At 62.7% G+C, this 15,010-nt stretch carries 11 protein-coding genes; 6 read left to right on the top strand and 5 right to left on the bottom strand.

Annotated elements, in window-relative coordinates:
• Positions 1-10: 10 nt before the first annotated feature.
• Both FAA86_RS03620 and FAA86_RS03615 read left to right on the top strand, forming a co-directional pair.
• Positions 11-2,506 carry a FecR domain-containing protein gene (locus tag FAA86_RS03620; protein ID WP_167494881.1) on the top strand — a complete coding sequence of 832 codons (2,496 nt, stop codon included), beginning with the start codon at positions 11-13 and terminating at the stop codon, positions 2,504-2,506.
• Between the two features lie 8 nt (positions 2,507-2,514).
• Entirely contained in the window at positions 2,515-4,713 is a 2,199-nt protein-coding gene (locus FAA86_RS03615; RefSeq protein WP_136538420.1) for a CHASE2 domain-containing protein, read from the top strand.
• A 5-nt stretch (positions 4,714-4,718) separates the two neighbouring features.
• On the opposite strand, the gene FAA86_RS03610 is transcribed toward FAA86_RS03615, so the two are convergent.
• The 4 genes from FAA86_RS03610 to FAA86_RS03595 form a co-directional block, all read right to left on the bottom strand.
• Positions 4,719-6,989, bottom strand: a complete 2,271-nt coding sequence (locus tag FAA86_RS03610) for a SulP family inorganic anion transporter (protein ID WP_136538419.1) — start codon at positions 6,987-6,989, stop codon at positions 4,719-4,721.
• 14 nt (positions 6,990-7,003) lie between these two features.
• Positions 7,004-9,274, bottom strand: a complete 2,271-nt coding sequence (locus tag FAA86_RS03605; RefSeq protein WP_136538418.1) for a SulP family inorganic anion transporter — start codon at positions 9,272-9,274, stop codon at positions 7,004-7,006.
• Positions 9,275-9,465: 191 nt separating this feature from the next.
• Complete coding sequence (locus FAA86_RS03600) at positions 9,466-9,969, bottom strand: DUF721 domain-containing protein (protein ID WP_136538417.1); 504 nt, start codon at positions 9,967-9,969, stop codon at positions 9,466-9,468.
• A complete protein-coding gene (locus FAA86_RS03595; protein WP_167494880.1) occupies positions 9,950-11,173 on the bottom strand; it encodes an O-antigen ligase family protein in 1,224 nt (407 codons plus the stop codon). Before FAA86_RS03595 ends, FAA86_RS03600 begins: the two co-directional genes overlap by 20 nt.
• Positions 11,174-11,233: 60 nt before the next feature.
• Here FAA86_RS03595 and mutY point away from each other — a divergent pair, with 60 nt between their 5' ends.
• From mutY to FAA86_RS03575, 4 genes are read left to right on the top strand one after another with little or no spacing between them, the layout of a single operon-like run.
• Positions 11,234-12,310 carry an A/G-specific adenine glycosylase gene (gene mutY, locus FAA86_RS03590; RefSeq protein ID WP_136538415.1) on the top strand — a complete coding sequence of 359 codons (1,077 nt, stop codon included), beginning with the start codon at positions 11,234-11,236 and terminating at the stop codon, positions 12,308-12,310.
• A gap of 3 nt (positions 12,311-12,313) precedes the next feature.
• Complete coding sequence (locus FAA86_RS03585; protein ID WP_136538414.1) at positions 12,314-12,925, top strand: HAD family hydrolase; 612 nt, start codon at positions 12,314-12,316, stop codon at positions 12,923-12,925.
• Positions 12,926-12,974: 49 nt separating this feature from the next.
• Positions 12,975-13,331, top strand: a complete 357-nt coding sequence (locus FAA86_RS03580) for a type II toxin-antitoxin system RelE/ParE family toxin (RefSeq protein WP_136538413.1) — start codon at positions 12,975-12,977, stop codon at positions 13,329-13,331.
• A gap of 2 nt (positions 13,332-13,333) precedes the next feature.
• Positions 13,334-13,675 (top strand): XRE family transcriptional regulator, encoded by a 342-nt coding sequence (locus FAA86_RS03575; RefSeq protein ID WP_136538412.1) that lies wholly within the window; start codon positions 13,334-13,336, stop codon positions 13,673-13,675.
• Between the two features lie 188 nt (positions 13,676-13,863).
• Here FAA86_RS03575 and FAA86_RS03570 read toward each other — a convergent pair whose 3' ends face one another.
• Complete coding sequence (locus FAA86_RS03570; RefSeq protein ID WP_136538411.1) at positions 13,864-14,994, bottom strand: site-specific DNA-methyltransferase; 1,131 nt, start codon at positions 14,992-14,994, stop codon at positions 13,864-13,866.
• Positions 14,995-15,010: the final 16 nt, after the last annotated feature.

The raw sequence follows: 15,010 nt of genomic DNA, 5'->3' as shown, positions 1-15,010 counted from the left end.
GAGCACAATGATGAAGACGACCAGACGTCACGCCCTGCTCTGCGCTTCTGCCGCGCTGCTCCTGCTGGCATCCGCTCCAGCGCAGGCCGACACGAACATTGCCGGGGTGACTGCCGCGGTCAATCCGGATGCGCGGTCCTTCGACGCGGGTGGCAAACCGAAGCTGATCTCGCTCGGGGATCCCGTGATCCGCAACCACCGGATCGAGACCAGCGGCCAGGGGCTGGTGCAGATCCTGCTTGCCGACGGCACATCCTTCACCGTTGGCCCCAATTCCTCCGTGGTGATCGACAGCTTCGTCTACGATCCCGAGAAGAACACGGCCTCGCTCGCGGCCACCATGACCAAGGGCGCGCTGCGCTTCATCGGCGGCAAGGCCTCCAAGGCAAGCGGCGACGTGAAGATCGATACGCCGATCGGCACCGCCGGCATTCGTGGCGCCGTGGTCGACATCAACCTGAACGGCCAGACGCCGGATGGCCAGCCTTTGCCGCCGCATATGACGCTGGTCTATGGCAAGGAAGTCCAGCTCACCGGAAACGGCGCGCCGCAGCGGCTGTTCAAGCAGGGCTTTTCCATCGTTGCCGGCGACGGCCAGCCGCGCATCCAGCGCACGCCGCCGCAATGGGTGAGCGGGCTGCAGCAATTCCTTGCGGGCCGGCCCGGACAGAGTGGCGGCGCCAGCAATACGCCCACCGACCAGACAGTAGCCAGCAGCGCCGTCAGCCAGACGAATTCGGCACAGCTCCCGTCCGAAAATACCATCCCCGTGCCGCAACCGCGCCCGATCGTGACCACGCCGGTGGAAGAGGTGGCGGGTGAGTCACAGCGGGATGTGGGCACACGGCCGGAGGTGCCGGATGACGGCGGTGAACCATGGGATGGCTCGGTTGGGGTCGTTTCCGAGGACGAGGGCTACAGGGAGCTTAGTGGCAGCTTCGGGCAGATGACCCGCCAAGCGGACGGCAGCTGGGCTGGCACGCATGGCGAGGAACAGAGTTTCACCCTTGACGGCAAAAGCGCCTCGTCTGGCTTAACCAGCGCGACCGTATCAGGCTCGAGCACGCTGCTTGGTGAACTGGAAGGCAAGGCCTATGCCGGCAGCGGCGAGTTCCTCGCCTATCTCATGCGCAATGATGTCAACGATGCCTTTATTGTCGTCGGTGGGCAGACGGCCAGCATGTCATCTACCTTCACTGGCACGAAGGTGCTGCATTATGTGGTGCAACCGGATCCGGCGACCGGTGCCGTGTCGATCGGGGCCGTCAATGCGGATCTTGCTCGGGCCCTTTCGGGATCGGGAGCGGTCAACAGTGACCTTCTCGTCGTGGCCGCGTCAGGGGTTAACAGCTCGGAGAGTGCGGCCGTCGGGAAGGCCATTCAAGCCTCGATCCTGATCAATGGAACCGGAACAGGCCAGTTCAGCGCGATCAATGTCACTGCCGGAACTTTCGCGCGTCTGGAGCAAGGAGGCCACGGTCTGGCGGCGTTGAGCAGCGGCGGCTACCTGACGAGTCCATCCGGGCACGTGGAGAATACCCAATCCGTTGTGGAAACTGTCGGGGGCAGCGAGAGCTCCGACGAATTATTCGGCAAGAACGGCGAGTACATGGTGATCGTCGCGAGCGGCGAAACCTATGTTCCCGACCCCGGCGAGGGTGAGGGCACCATCTCCTATGACGTTGGCGCCAATGTCTTGAGCCGCAACAACAACCTCACGCAGACAAACGTATCGCGCTCGTTCGCCAACCAGACACTGACTGGCTTTGCAGCAGGGGCGGTAAAAACATGGAGCGGCATTGACCTCGACACAGGAACGGTTTCGCTCTCGTTCAACGGGGGCACCAACAGCTTCACAGGTGCAATTGATATCGATACGGCAGACGAGCGCGAGGAGATTTACCTGACCTCCAGCAATTCCGAAACCGCCTATCTGAATGATAGATTGATCGGCGCCGCCAGCGATGTCGACGGCTCCTACCTCGTGTCGTCGGACGTGGTGCCCGCCAAGATCTTCGCCGACGACACAAGTTCCGCCATCTGCAATTCCTGCAGCTTCATGACCTGGGGCTGGTGGGGAAAGGCGGCTAGCGGCGAAAGCTCCCAATCTGTCCATCTCGGCAACTGGATCATCGGCAAGACGCCGGAGGTTGGCAGGCTACCGTCCTCTGGATCGGCCACCTATAATGGAAACGCCGTAGGTACGGTGTTGAATAACGGTGACCAATACATCGCGACTGGCACGATGAGATCGACGATGAACTTCGGCACCCGCACGGGCGACGTGGAGATCACGGACTATGATGGCCGGGACTTCACCTCTAACGTCAATTTCGGTAGCGGCGCGGCGACCTTCAGCGGCAGCGGCACAACCGATGGCGTGAGCAGCTCCGTCACCGGCGCCTTTGCCTCCAACGGCACCGACCCGGTCAAGGGCATCATGGGCAACTTTTCTGCCGAGGACGGCACCTGGTCCTCGTCCGGCATCTTCGCCGGCAGCCGTTAAGCCGCGCGATGGCCGCAGCCCACACTCCTCGGCGCCGACTGTCGTCCTCACAGCGACGCAAGCTCGGCGTCTCGCTGATTGGAGCGGCTGCGCTTTCTGCCGTTCTGACAGCCCATGCCGCCTTCGCCCCCCAGGCCTTCCGGCTGACGGCGCTGGTGTTTGACACCTACCAGACGCTGAAGCCGCGCGAGGCGACCGATCCGCCGGTCGCCGTCATCGATATCGACGAGGCTTCGATCGGCAAGCTCGGGCAGTGGCCGTGGTCGCGCCGCACGGTGGCGGAGATCGTGGAGCGGGCAAGCGGGCTCGGGGCTGCTGCCATCGGCTTCGACATCGTGTTTTCCGAGCCGGACAGGACAGCGCCTGGCCGTCTGGTCGAGGAGATGCGCGCCCAAGGGATTGCGATCGAGGTGGGATCCGGCCTGCCGGATCCGGATGCGCAGCTGGCGGAGGCCGTTGCCTCGAATGCCGTGGCGCTTGGAATTGCGCTCACCAACGAGAGGTCTTCGCCGGCACCGGAGCCGAAGGCCGGCTTCTCCTTCGTCGGACCGGATCCGCGCGCACGCCTGATCCCCTATTCCGGCGCATTGTCGAACCTGCCCGATCTGACAAAGCGGGCAACGGCTCTCGGCTATTTCTCCTTCCCGCCGACGGCCGACAACATCATTCGCACCTTCCCGCTCATCGCAAAAAGCGGTGACCAGCTCTATCCGGCGCTCTCGATCGAGACGCTCAGGATCGCACAGCAGGCCGGCTCCTTCGTCCTGCGCTCTGCCGGAACGGCGGAGGGGTCGGCGATGACGGATCTGAGGGTCGGCGCGCTGGACATTCCCCTCTCCGCCGATGGCGAGATCTGGATCTATTATTCGGGCCTGCCGAACATGCCCGTCATTTCCGCAGCCGACTTCTTCGATCCCGCCAGGGCAGCGACGCTGATGGCGCAGATCCAGGGGCGCATCCTCCTGGTCGGAACGAGTGCCGTGGGTCTGCGCGATATCGTCGCGACACCCGTCGATCGCGCGATGGCGGGCGTGAAGGTGCATGCCGAGATCATCGATCAGATCGCGAGCGGGGTCTTCCTGCAGCGGCCGGACTGGATCGTGGGTGCTGAGCGGGCAGCCGCCGTTTTGGCCGGACTTGTGTTGCTTGCTGTGTTGGCGACCGCCACCCCGGCCTTCTCGGTTGTGGTTGCCCTGGTGCTCGCAGCCCTGATCACCGGCGGCTCGTGGCTTGCCTTTTCCCGCGCTCTGACGCTGTTTGATCCGCTGCTGCCGCTCACGAGCCTCGCGGCAGTGCTTCTGACCGCCCTGCCCCTGCTTCTGATGCTCACCCACCGCGAGAAGCGGTTCGTGCGCGAGAGCTTCGGCCGCTATCTGTCGCCGACCCTGGTCGAGCGGCTTTCGGAAAATCCGGAAGGTTTGACGCTCGGCGGCGAGGACCGGGAACTGACCGTGCTCTTTTCCGACATCCGCGGCTTCACCACGCTCTCCGAGCGGTTGTCGCCGACCGAGCTCACCGGTCTGCTCAACAACTTCCTGACGCCGATGACCGATGTGCTTCTCAAGCGCGAGGCGACGATCGACAAATATATCGGCGACGCCATCATGGCCTTCTGGAACGCACCGCTCGACATTGCCGACCATCCGCAAAAAGCGTGTCTCGCCGCACTCGACATGGTCTCCGGGCTTGAAAGGCTCAACCGCGAAAGCGGCCTGAACCTCAAGATCGGCATCGGGCTCAATACCGGCATGGCCTGTGTGGGCAATCTCGGATCCGACCAACGCTTCAGCTATTCCTGCCTCGGCGACAGCGTCAACCTCGCCTCGCGTGTCGAGGGCATGACCAAGCTCTATGAGGTCTCGGTCCTGGTGACAGAGGATGTGCGGGCAAGAACCAGCGGCCTCGCCTTCGCGGAAGTCGATCGCGTGCGTGTCGTGGGACGAAACGCTCCGGTGACACTCCATGCGCTGATCGGAGAAGAGGGAGAGAGCGCAGCCGATTCAGATCTGCTGTCCGCCCATGCCATGTTCATTTCAGCCTGGCAGGAAGGCGACTTTTCCTCCGCACGCCTCCACCTGCAGGACCTGCTCCAACGGTCGCCGAACCCGCTTTCAGGCACCCATGCGCTCTATCGCGACAGGCTGGCGGAACTGCCGGAAACGGCACCGGCCGACTGGGACGGGGTCTTCACCGCAAGCAGCAAGTGACCTGATCATTCATGCAGAGCCTTGACCTCGCGGTTGGCGATGGTCAGGCGTTCCGCCAGCGTGGTGGCGCAGAGGCGGTGGACGAGGAGCGCAAGCTCCGGATCAGTTTGTTCGAGATAGCGGAGCTGGCGGCGGGCGAGCCGGTAGATGATCGAGGATTCTTCCGCCACGACATCAGCCGTGCGCGGACCACCGCGATAGATGGCGATTTCGCCGAGCACCACACCGGGCTTCACGGTGCGCAAGCGCAAGCGCTTGCCGCTGGCGAACACGGCTTCCACCTTGGCGCGACCGGCCCAGAGCAGGAAGAGATCTTCCCCCGGTTCGCCTGCGCGGATGAAGCGGTCGCCGGGCTGCAGACGGATTTCCTCCATCGAGGCGACAAGATCCTGCAGGCGAGCGCTGGGGCCGATGGTCTGGGCCAGATAATCCTCGACCCGCCGCCAGCTCTCGTCGCTGCCGGCATCGCTCAGGAGTCGCTGCTCGCAATATTCGATGGCATGATCGAGATCGGGCGCGAAGCGTGTTGCAGCATCGCCGAGCCCATCCAGACCGTTGCGCCTCAGCGTCATCCGCTTGTCCGGTGACAGGCCACTGAGCAGGAGTTCGGCGCCGGCTGCAGCCAGCAGATTGCGGATCTTGACGAAGGCTGCCGCAGCAGCAGCGTCGAGGCCGCTCACGCGGCGGAAGTCGATGATGACGAAGCGCAGCTTCGGGCGTTCCGGATGCTGCAGGCGATTGCGCACCGCTGCGACCACCTGTTCCGCCGTACCGAAAAACAGAAACTCCTGCAGCTCGAGCACCTGAACCTGATCGCCTCTGCCTTCGAGGTGACTGGTTTCGACCAGTGGTCGGTCGACGCTGCTGCGGCGGGCGATCAAGGAGGTATCACTGCGAACAACCGAGAGGCGCGCATAGTTGTAGACGAAGGAGATGATGGCGAGTGCGAGGCCGATCGCCATGCCGGTCAGAAAGCCGAGGACGAGCATGGCGAAGGGGATGGCCAGCACCACCAGCCATTCGTTGCGCGGCAGTTGATGGCGGGCGCTCCACAGCCATTCCTCCGCCATGTCATAGCCGAGCGTGATCATCAGGCCGGCGGCGACGAAGGTCGGCATCGCGCCTGCCAGCTGCCCGGCAAACGGCAACATCAGGACCAGGACCAAAGTCGTTGCAAGACCCGGCAGGCGGCTTGCGCCACCCATGCGGGTTGCAAGCAAGGTCATGCTCATGCTGCTGAAGCCGGGTGCGCCGCCAAAACCACCGGCAAGGAGATTGGCAAGTCCGGTCGTGCGAAGCTCGGAATCTGCATCGATCTCCCGTCGCGTGGCGACTTCCTGGCCGCTGGTGTTCAACAACAGGCCCACCATGCTGAGCAGCACGACGGAGGCGATGGCGGGTGCTGCATCGGCCACGGCCCACCAGTCGGCATGCGTCAGGACTGCGACCGGAGACGGCAGTTCAAGGCCTGCCTCGACCGGCAGGGCGGGAAGCCAGTGAAAGCTGCGGGCAGTCTCGGCATCCACGCCGAGTGCGGCGAGCATTGCGTAAAACAGAAGCGCGGCTGCAAGCATGATGCCGGGTGCAACGAGCGGGCTCTTCGATCGGCGCAACGAGAAGTTCAGGATGAAGGCGAAGATCAGGGCGATGTGGAGATTGGCGAGCGCCTGACGGCCATCCACAGTCATCACGAGATCCGACAGCGCATGGTCCGCGAGCAGCATCTTCACCGCACCCTGGATCATCAGACAGCCGGAGCCGGCGAGAAAGCCGGCGATGACAGAGAAGGGCATGAAGCGGACGAGCTTGCCGAAGCCGAAGGCACCGGAGACGAGGAATACGAGACCGGTCGCTGCGGCACTCGTTCCGAGAATGGCAAAGGCCGTCATGATGCGGACCTCATCGGGCGCATCCATGAGTGCCGGCGAGGCCAGCGCTGCGGCAATCGCGGCCGCGAGGATCGCGACATTGGGCTTGCGCACCTGGCCGATGCTTGCGGGGTAACGGCTGCCGAGGGTGATCACCAGGGTGAGCGCGATGCTCGACATCAAAATGGCCCCGACCCCCATGCCGAAGCCGGCTGAGACGGAGCCTGTAAAGATAAGGGCGGCGAAGGCGATGCTGGTGCCAAGACCATCGATGCCGGCAATCACAGCGAAGAGCAGCGGCGCCAGCAGCGCAGTCATCGTTGCGGGGCGAAGCGGCGACGCGCTGGTGGACGGGCTGCCGCGCAAGACGTTCGGTTTCGGCGGAAGAGAGGTATCCTGGAGGGTCACAGCGCTTCCCGACCTCACTCGTGCAAGGACTGGACCACGCGATTGGCGATGGTCAGACGTTCGGCCAGCGTGGTGGCGCAGAGACGGTGGACGAGAAGCGCCAGCTCCGGATCGGCCTGCTCGAGATAACGCAGCTGACGGCGGGCCAGACGATAGACCGTCGAGGGAACCTCGGCGACGACATCCGCCGTGCGCGGTCCGCCCCGGTAGATGGCGATCTCGCCCAGCACGACGCCGGGCTTCACGGTTCTGAGACGCAGGCGCTTTCCATTGGCGAGCACGGCTTCGACCTTGGCGCGGCCGGTCCACAGGAGGAACAGATCTTCGCCGGGTTCGCCGGCCCGGATGAAACGGTCGCCCGGCTGCAGACGGATCTCCTCCATCGAAGCCACGAGATCCTTCAACCGCGCGCTCGGGCCGATCGTCTGGGCGAAATAATCCTCGATGTCCTGCCAGGTCTCTTCACGGCTGATCGCGGCGATCAGCTTTTCTTCGCAACGCTCCAGGGAGTGGTCGAGATCGCGTTCTCTGGCAACCGAAGGATCCGACGAGAAATCGATGCCATTTCGCGTCAGAGCCTGCTCGATCTCGGGCGACAGACTGCTGAAGACGAGTTCGACCTCACTGCCAACCAGCAGGTTGCGAATCTTGACGAAGGTGGCGGCCGCGGCGGCATCCATGCCGCTGACGCGACGGAAGTCCAGGATCACGAAGCGCAGCGAAAGACGGCTGCGATCCAGGAGACGGCGGCGAATGGCCTCGATGATCTGTTCTGCCGTGCCGAAGAAGAGAAACTCCTGCAGCTCCAAGACCTGGACCTGTTCGCCTTCGAGTTCGATGAGGCTGTTTTCGGCCGGCGGGCGGTCGATACTGCTCTTGCGCTCGCGCAGGGTGGCATTGATGCGGATCACCGAAAGGCGGGCGTAATTGTAGACGAAGGTGGCGATGGAAAGCGCAAGGCCAAGCGCCATGCCGCCCATGAAGCCGAAGGCCGCCATGCCGAGCGGAATGGCGAGCACCGCAAGCCATTCGATGCGGGGAAGCTGCGTGCGGGTGCGCCAAAGCCAGTCATGGATCAACTCCACACCGAGTGCGATCATCAGACCCGCCGCGACGAAGGTCGGCATGGCACCGGCGAGTTCTCCGGCAAAGGGTAGCATCAGTGCCAGCATGACGGCTGTGGCGATGCCGACCGAGCGGGCCTTTGCGCCCATGCGGTTGGCGAGCAGGGTCATCGACAGGCCGGTGAAGCCCGGCGCACCGCCGAAGCCGCCGGCGACGATGTTGGCGATGCCGGTCGTGCTCAGTTCCGCATCGGCATCGATCTCCTGCCGTGTCGCGACCTCGAGCCCGCTGGTGTTGAGGAGGAGCCCGACCATGCCGAGCAGCGCCACGGACACGATTGCGGGCAGCCCCTGGAGCACCACGCCCCAGTCCGCCGACGTGACGATCTCGATCGGTTGCGGCAAGGCAAATCCGCCGTCAACCGGCAGAGCAGGCAGCCATTGCAGAGCTCGTGCCTGCTCGCTTTCGACGCCGATGACCGCAAGCATGGCATAGAAGGCGAGCCCACCACCCAGGAGGACAAGCGGCATGGTGAGCGGGCTTGTGGACCGGCGCAGGGCAAAGACCATGACGATGGCAAAGACAACCGCGACATAGAGATTGGCGACCGCCTGCTGGCCTTCGGGGCGGACCAGGAGATCAACGAAACCGCGCTCGCCAATGATCATCATGACGGCGCCCTGGATGAGCAGCCAGCCGGAGCCTGCGAGGAAACCGGCCACCACCGGATAGGGCATGAAGCGGACGAGACGGCCGAACCGGAAAAGGCCAAAAAGCCAGAAGACCGCGCCGGTCAGCACGGCACTGGTGCCGAGCATGGCAAAGGCGGTGGCAACCTTTATTTCACCGGGGGCGAATTCCAGCTGCGCGGTGGCCGCCGCAATTGCCGTGGCGAGGATGGCGATGCTTGCTTCCTGCACCTGACCGATGCTGGAGGGATAACGGCTGCGCAGCGCGATCCACAAGGCGATGATGATGCTGGAGAGCAGGATGACCCCGACGCCCATCCCGAAACCTGCGGCCAGCGGACCGGCGAAGATCAGTGCCGCAAAGGCAATGCTGGTGCCGAGGCCGTCAATGCCGGCGATGATCGCAAACAAGACCGGCGCGACATAGGGTGCTGCGGCGCGGGGAACCGGGTACCGCCATTTTCGCGGTTTTGCGGTGTTCCCGGTCGCGACCTGTCGATCCGGAGCTGGCGCTGGATTGTGGATGTTCACGGCTTTTCCTGCTGCTCAACAGGCCTGCGATCAGCAAAGGCCCCCGCACGACTGGTAGCCGCGGCATCGAGGAGGAGCAACGCGAGGCCCAAGATTGGCCCAAACTTGGTCTCTCGGAACATCGGCGGACGGCACTAAACAGCCAGAAACCCTTCAGTTTCGAAGGGTTGGATGCCGCCGGGCCGCCGATCTCATTTGCGCCTGGCCTGCAGCACCGCCGTGCCGAGCCGTTCGACCGCGCGGCGCAGATTCTCGTCCTCGATACCATCCATCATGGCTTGGAGCCGGCGCGCCTTTTCGCCTTCGAGCTTGCGAATTTTCGGCCTTGCGCTTGCCACCGAGACCGGCTTTTGCACGATGCGGACCTGGCCGATGGCGGGGTAGCCAAAGAAGCCGTTGATACGGGCAATGAGCTCGCCCTGGGCATGGGAGAGGAAGAGCGCGCGCGCGCCTTCACAGGCAATGGTCAACACGCCGGGACGGTGCCCCCCCTCCTCCGGCAGATCGGAGCGCCGCGGCCAGGCGATCTTCTCCGGCCGCGTGCAATCAGCAAAGCTTTCGCCGACAATGTCTTCCCAGGAGCCGAGCAAGGCCGTGTTGATGCCGGCACGGCGCGCCAGCACCGGGTCGACGATGCCATTGGCAATCTCGGCGATCTGGTTTGCGCCATAGCGGCTAGGCTGATCCTTCGACATCGTCACTCACTTTCGGCGTGGCCGATACGGCAATGATCGTGCCCCCCCAGAGGAAGAGGGCGTCATATATATCATGGCCAAAGATGAAATTGGACAAGCCGCCGAAGGCATAGGTCAAGACGAGCGCGAGCGCCAATAACAGACGCGGCTCTCGCATGGCGTCATTCGGAGCCTTCCAGGCGATGTAGACGGGTGCAAACAAGAGAAGCACAAGCCCCAAGAGCCCCACCACGCCGTTGTCAACAAGCGCCGTTATGTAGCCGTTGTGGAGATGGGAGTAGCCGTAGCCGAACTCCTGGATCAGCGCTCGACGATTTTGCAAGCCGTATCCGGAGATCGGATCCTGGAGAAATGCCGCCAGGGCCTTTTGCCAGAGATCAAGGCGGATCGATGTCGAGCGGCTGAGGGCTGCGTCACCTGCGCCGCCTGCCAACGCCGTGACTTCCGTCAGCCGGTGGTAACTTCCCGACGCGAAGATGCCAACAGCCACAAAGACACAGACAGCCAGAACAATCATAACGATCTGGCTCAAGCGCAATTTGTGGCGAAGGTGCCCGACCAAGACCAAAGCCAGGCCCAGGAGCGGAACCGGCATCATTCCCTTGGTCTGGGACAGAAATATGCACAGATATCCACTGAGAAATCCGAGGATCCCGAGGAGACGGACACGGCGGTCTTGCTCCAGCAGCAACACCAGGGAGGCTACAGACAGAAAGGCGCAGGTGAGTGCGAAGGGAATCGCATTGCCGCTTCCGCCTTCTGCACGTTCCCCCAGGATGAAGGCCTGAAAGGCGGCGAGCGGCAATACGAGGATCGCGCCGATCGCCGCAGCCCTAGGGGCGCTCCGAAGCAGCACATCTGGAGATGTCAAAGAGAGACGCATCATCACCGGGATTGCGCCGAGGAAGAGGATCTGCGGGGCAAGCTTGCGGATTTCCGAGAGCGGAGAAGCAAAATTCTGACCGAAATTCAAAGCAAAAAAGCCAATATTTATAATGATGTAGATGCCGATCGCGATCGCAAATGCGCGAATACCATCTCGCCAGACCCAACCGATTTTGCCAATCGAGAGATAGATAATCGCCCAAACTGCCGACGCAGCGAACAAAATGGTCACGACCGATCCACCCAGGGCTGCCAGACCAAAAACGAGGTATATCGCAACCAGGTTGTTTTCATTCATCGTGCGTTTCAATAGATGCATTCTAGCCGTCCCCTCAAACTGACGCGACAGGTAGCCGCAATCCCTTCGAGCCACAAGGCCATGAAAGCCCCGCAGTCCGCTCCGCTTCTTACCTGGTACGACCGGCATCACCGTGAGCTGCCCTGGCGGATCTCGCCCTCGGCTGCCAAACGCGGGGTGAAGCCGGATCCCTATTACATCTGGATGTCCGAGGTCATGCTGCAGCAGACGACGGTTGCGGCCGTGAAGGCTTACTTTGCCAAGTTCGTTGCGCGCTGGCCGACGGTCACGGATCTTGCGGAAGCACCAAGCGAGGATGTCATGGCCGCCTGGGCGGGGCTCGGCTATTACGCCCGCGCCCGCAACCTGAAGAAATGTGCGGAGGCCGTGGCCTTTGAGCATGGCGGCATCTTTCCCGATACCGAAGAGGGACTGCGCGCGCTGCCCGGCATCGGCGACTATACGTCGGCAGCGGTTGCGGCGATCGCCTTCAATCGGCCGGCGGCTGTCATGGACGGCAATGTCGAGCGGGTGATCTCGCGCCTCTACGCGATCGAAGCGCCGCTTCCGGGATCGAAGCCGCAGATGAAGGCGAAGGTGGCGGAGCTGACGCCAATCGACCGTCCCGGCGATTTTGCCCAGGCGATGATGGATCTGGGCGCGACGATCTGCACGCCGAAGCGGCCGGCCTGTGCGCTCTGTCCGTTCAATGATGCTTGTCTCGCGCTCGCCACCGACGAGCCTGAGCGCTTCCCGGTCAAGGCCGCCAAGAAGGCGAAGCCCGTGCGGCTTGGAGCTGCCTTCATCGCGGTTGATCGCGAGGGGCGACTTCTTTTGCGCAAGCGGGTGGAGAGCGGGCTGCTGGGCGGCATGACTGAGGTGCCGACAACGGACTGGACCTCGCGGCAGGACGGCGAGACCGGGACAGAGGCGGCCCCCTTCCCGGCCGACTGGCAGGCGGCGGGCAGCATCTCCCATGTCTTCACGCATTTCGAACTGAGGCTCTCCATCTTTCGCGTCGGTCCAATCGACAAGCCATCTGGAGATCACGGTTTCTGGGTGCCGGTCACCGAACTTGATGGGGAAGCGCTGCCGACTGTCATGAAGAAGGCAATTGCAGCGGCTATTCCAACCGCCTTTCCAACTCCTAAGGGCTAAGACATGACCGAAATCCGCCATATCGTCTTCGACATCGGCAAGGTGCTCATCCATTACGATCCGAACCTGCCCTTTTCGCGGATCATTCCGGACGCCGACGAGCGGGCGGACTTCTTTCAGCGCGTCTGCACCCATGACTGGAACATCGAGCAGGATCGCGGCCGCAGCTGGGCCGACGCAGAAGCACTGCTGATCGAGCAGTTTCCCGAGAAGGAAGCGCATATCCGCGCCTTTCGGACATACTGGGCCGAGATGGTGCCTCACGCCTATGACGACAGCGTCGCCATCATGACCGGCCTCATCGATGCCGGTCGGGACGTTACCATGCTCACCAACTTTGCCGCCGATACCTTCACCGAGGCGCGCAAGATGTATCCCTTCCTCAACCTGCCGCGCGGTGTCACGGTTTCGGGCGAAGTCGGGCTGATCAAGCCTGATGTAGCGATCTATGAGCGGCATGTCGCAGATTTCGGCCTGTCGCCAGAGCATTCCGTCTTTATCGACGACAGTCTGCCCAATGTCGAAGGGGCCCGCGCTGCCGGCTGGCAGGCGGTGCATTTTACGGGCGCGGAAAAGCTGAAAGCGGATCTGCAGGGGCTGGGTGTCTCTTTCTGATCAAGAAAAATGCTCTTGAACGCATATGCATTCAAGAGCATATTGAGCCATGAGTTGGCCCGTTCTTTTGCATCCGGATTTCGAGCCGGAGTTTCAGGCCCTGCCGGAAGCGGTGCGGGATGAAATCTTCGTCTCGCTGCCATTGATGAAGACATACGGACCGATGCTCGGCAGACCATGGGCGGATACGCTTAAAGGTTCGCGATACGCCAATATGAAGGAACTGCGGTTTCGGGCTGCAGACGGTGTCTGGCGACTTGCTTTCGCCTTTGATCCAAAACGGCAGGCGATCCTGCTGGTGGCAGCCGACAAATCCGGCGTAAGCGAGCAGCGGTTCTACAAGGTGCTGATCGACAAGGCCGACAGGCGCTTTGCCGCGCATCTCAAAACCCTCAAGGATGAATGATCATGGCACGTGCACTGGACGATCTCCTGTCGGAACTACCGATCGAAAAGCGGAAAGACCTTGAAGCGCGCGGACAGGCCCGGCTCGAGGACTATCAAACCCTGCAGGAACTGCGCAAATCTCGCGACCTGACCCAAGAGAAGCTTGCCGCCCTGCTCGGCATCAACCAGGAGAACGTTTCGCGACTTGAACGGCGCAACGATCTGCTGTTGTCGACACTCAGGGATTATGTGGAGGCGATGGGAGGCAACCTGGAAATCATCGCCCGTTTTCCGGATCGGGAACCGGTGCAGTTGAGTGGCCTGCTTCGGGATAGTGCTACGGAACGAGCCTCGAAGGAATGAGGCGCTGGCGCGGGTGGAGTTGGCGGACCCCTGCCCGCGCCAGATCGATCTCAAGAGATCGAATGCAGCCCGATTAGAGGCTTCGACTTGCTCGAAGCTTGTCATAAATATGTGATATTGTTCTAATATTTGACCGAGAGCTGTGCCGGCGCGCGGAGACGCGCCGGTTGCTCGCTGTATGAAACCGCCTATTCCAGGCCGCCCATGCGGCTGCGGATGACCGCGCGCAGGTCGTCGATCGGCTTCAGGGCACCCTTCTCTTCGACATGCCAGAAGGTCCAGCCGTTGCAGGCATCCATACCCTGGACGCGGGCGCCGACGCGGTGGATGGAGCCGGCTTCGCCGTTTGCCGTCAGCGTGCCGTCGGCGCGAATGATGGCCGAATGGCGGCGCTTGGCATCGGTCAGAACCTGGCCGGGCTTCACGAGGCCTGCTTCCAGCAGAACGTTGAAGGCGACACGGGGTTCGGCCTTCTTGCCGGTCAGGACGGTCAGTTCGACCTTGCCCAAAGGCTCGACGGCGGCGATGCGGGCCGAGGCTGCATCGATGTAATCCTGCTCGCGTTCGATGCCGACGAAATGACGGCCGAGACGTTTTGCAACCGCACCCGTGGTACCGGAGCCGAAGAAGGGGTCGAGCACTATGTCGCCAGGCTTCGTCGAGGCCATGATGACGCGGGCGAGCAGCGCTTCCGGCTTCTGGGTCGGATGGACCTTCTTGCCGTCGTCGCCCTTCAGCCGCTCGCCGCCCGAGCAGATCGGGAAGAGCCAGTCGGAGCGCATCTGCACGTCGTCGTTCGAGGCCTTCAGCGCATCGTAGTTGAAGGTGTAACCCTTGGCCTTGGGATCGGGCGAGGCCCAGATCATCGTCTCATGAGCGTTCTGGAAACGACGGCCCTTGAAGTTCGGCATCGGGTTGGTCTTGCGCCAGACGATGTCGTTGAGGATCCAGAAGTTGAGATCCTGCAACGTCGCGCCGACGCGAAAAATGTTGTGATAGGAGCCGATGACCCAGATCGTGCCGGTCGGCTTCAACACGCGGCGGCAGGCGAGCAGCCAGGCGCGCGTGAAAGCGTCATAGGCTTCGAAGGAGGCGAACTGGTCCCATTCGTCGTCGCAGGCATCGACGAGGCTCTGGTCCGGGCGATGCAGCGCGCCGCCGAGCTGCAGATTGTACGGCGGATCGGCGAAGATGACGTCGACGGATTTGTCGGGAAGGGCTTCGAGGGCGGAAACGCAATCGCCCTTGATGATGCTGTCGACCCAGGCGAGCGGGTCGGACGAACGGCGGAGTTCGGCAATCGGGAATACAGAAGCCATCGGTTACTCACTCTTA

It is taken from the genome of Rhizobium rosettiformans W3 (assembly GCF_004912135.1).
Lineage (GTDB): Bacteria > Pseudomonadota > Alphaproteobacteria > Rhizobiales > Rhizobiaceae > Allorhizobium > Allorhizobium rosettiformans.
The sequence above is the reverse complement of the archived record's forward strand: the minus strand, read 5'-3'. Positions and strand labels throughout refer to the sequence as shown.

Bases quoted from the DNA above. Each gene is read 5' to 3' on its own strand.
- mutY (WP_136538415.1), top strand. From the start codon at position 11,234: ATGAAAGCCCCGCAGTCCGCTCCGCTTCTTACCTGGTACGACCGGCAT.
- FAA86_RS03600 (WP_136538417.1), bottom strand. From the start codon at position 9,969: ATGTCGAAGGATCAGCCTAGCCGCTATGGCGCAAACCAGATCGCCGAG.
- FAA86_RS03615 (WP_136538420.1), top strand. From the start codon at position 2,515: ATGGCCGCAGCCCACACTCCTCGGCGCCGACTGTCGTCCTCACAGCGA.
- FAA86_RS03580 (WP_136538413.1), top strand. From the start codon at position 12,975: ATGAGTTGGCCCGTTCTTTTGCATCCGGATTTCGAGCCGGAGTTTCAG.
- FAA86_RS03585 (WP_136538414.1), top strand. From the start codon at position 12,314: ATGACCGAAATCCGCCATATCGTCTTCGACATCGGCAAGGTGCTCATC.
- FAA86_RS03575 (WP_136538412.1), top strand. From the start codon at position 13,334: ATGGCACGTGCACTGGACGATCTCCTGTCGGAACTACCGATCGAAAAG.
- FAA86_RS03595 (WP_167494880.1), bottom strand. From the start codon at position 11,173: ATGCATCTATTGAAACGCACGATGAATGAAAACAACCTGGTTGCGATA.
- FAA86_RS03570 (WP_136538411.1), bottom strand. From the start codon at position 14,994: ATGGCTTCTGTATTCCCGATTGCCGAACTCCGCCGTTCGTCCGACCCG.
- FAA86_RS03620 (WP_167494881.1), top strand. From the start codon at position 11: ATGAAGACGACCAGACGTCACGCCCTGCTCTGCGCTTCTGCCGCGCTG.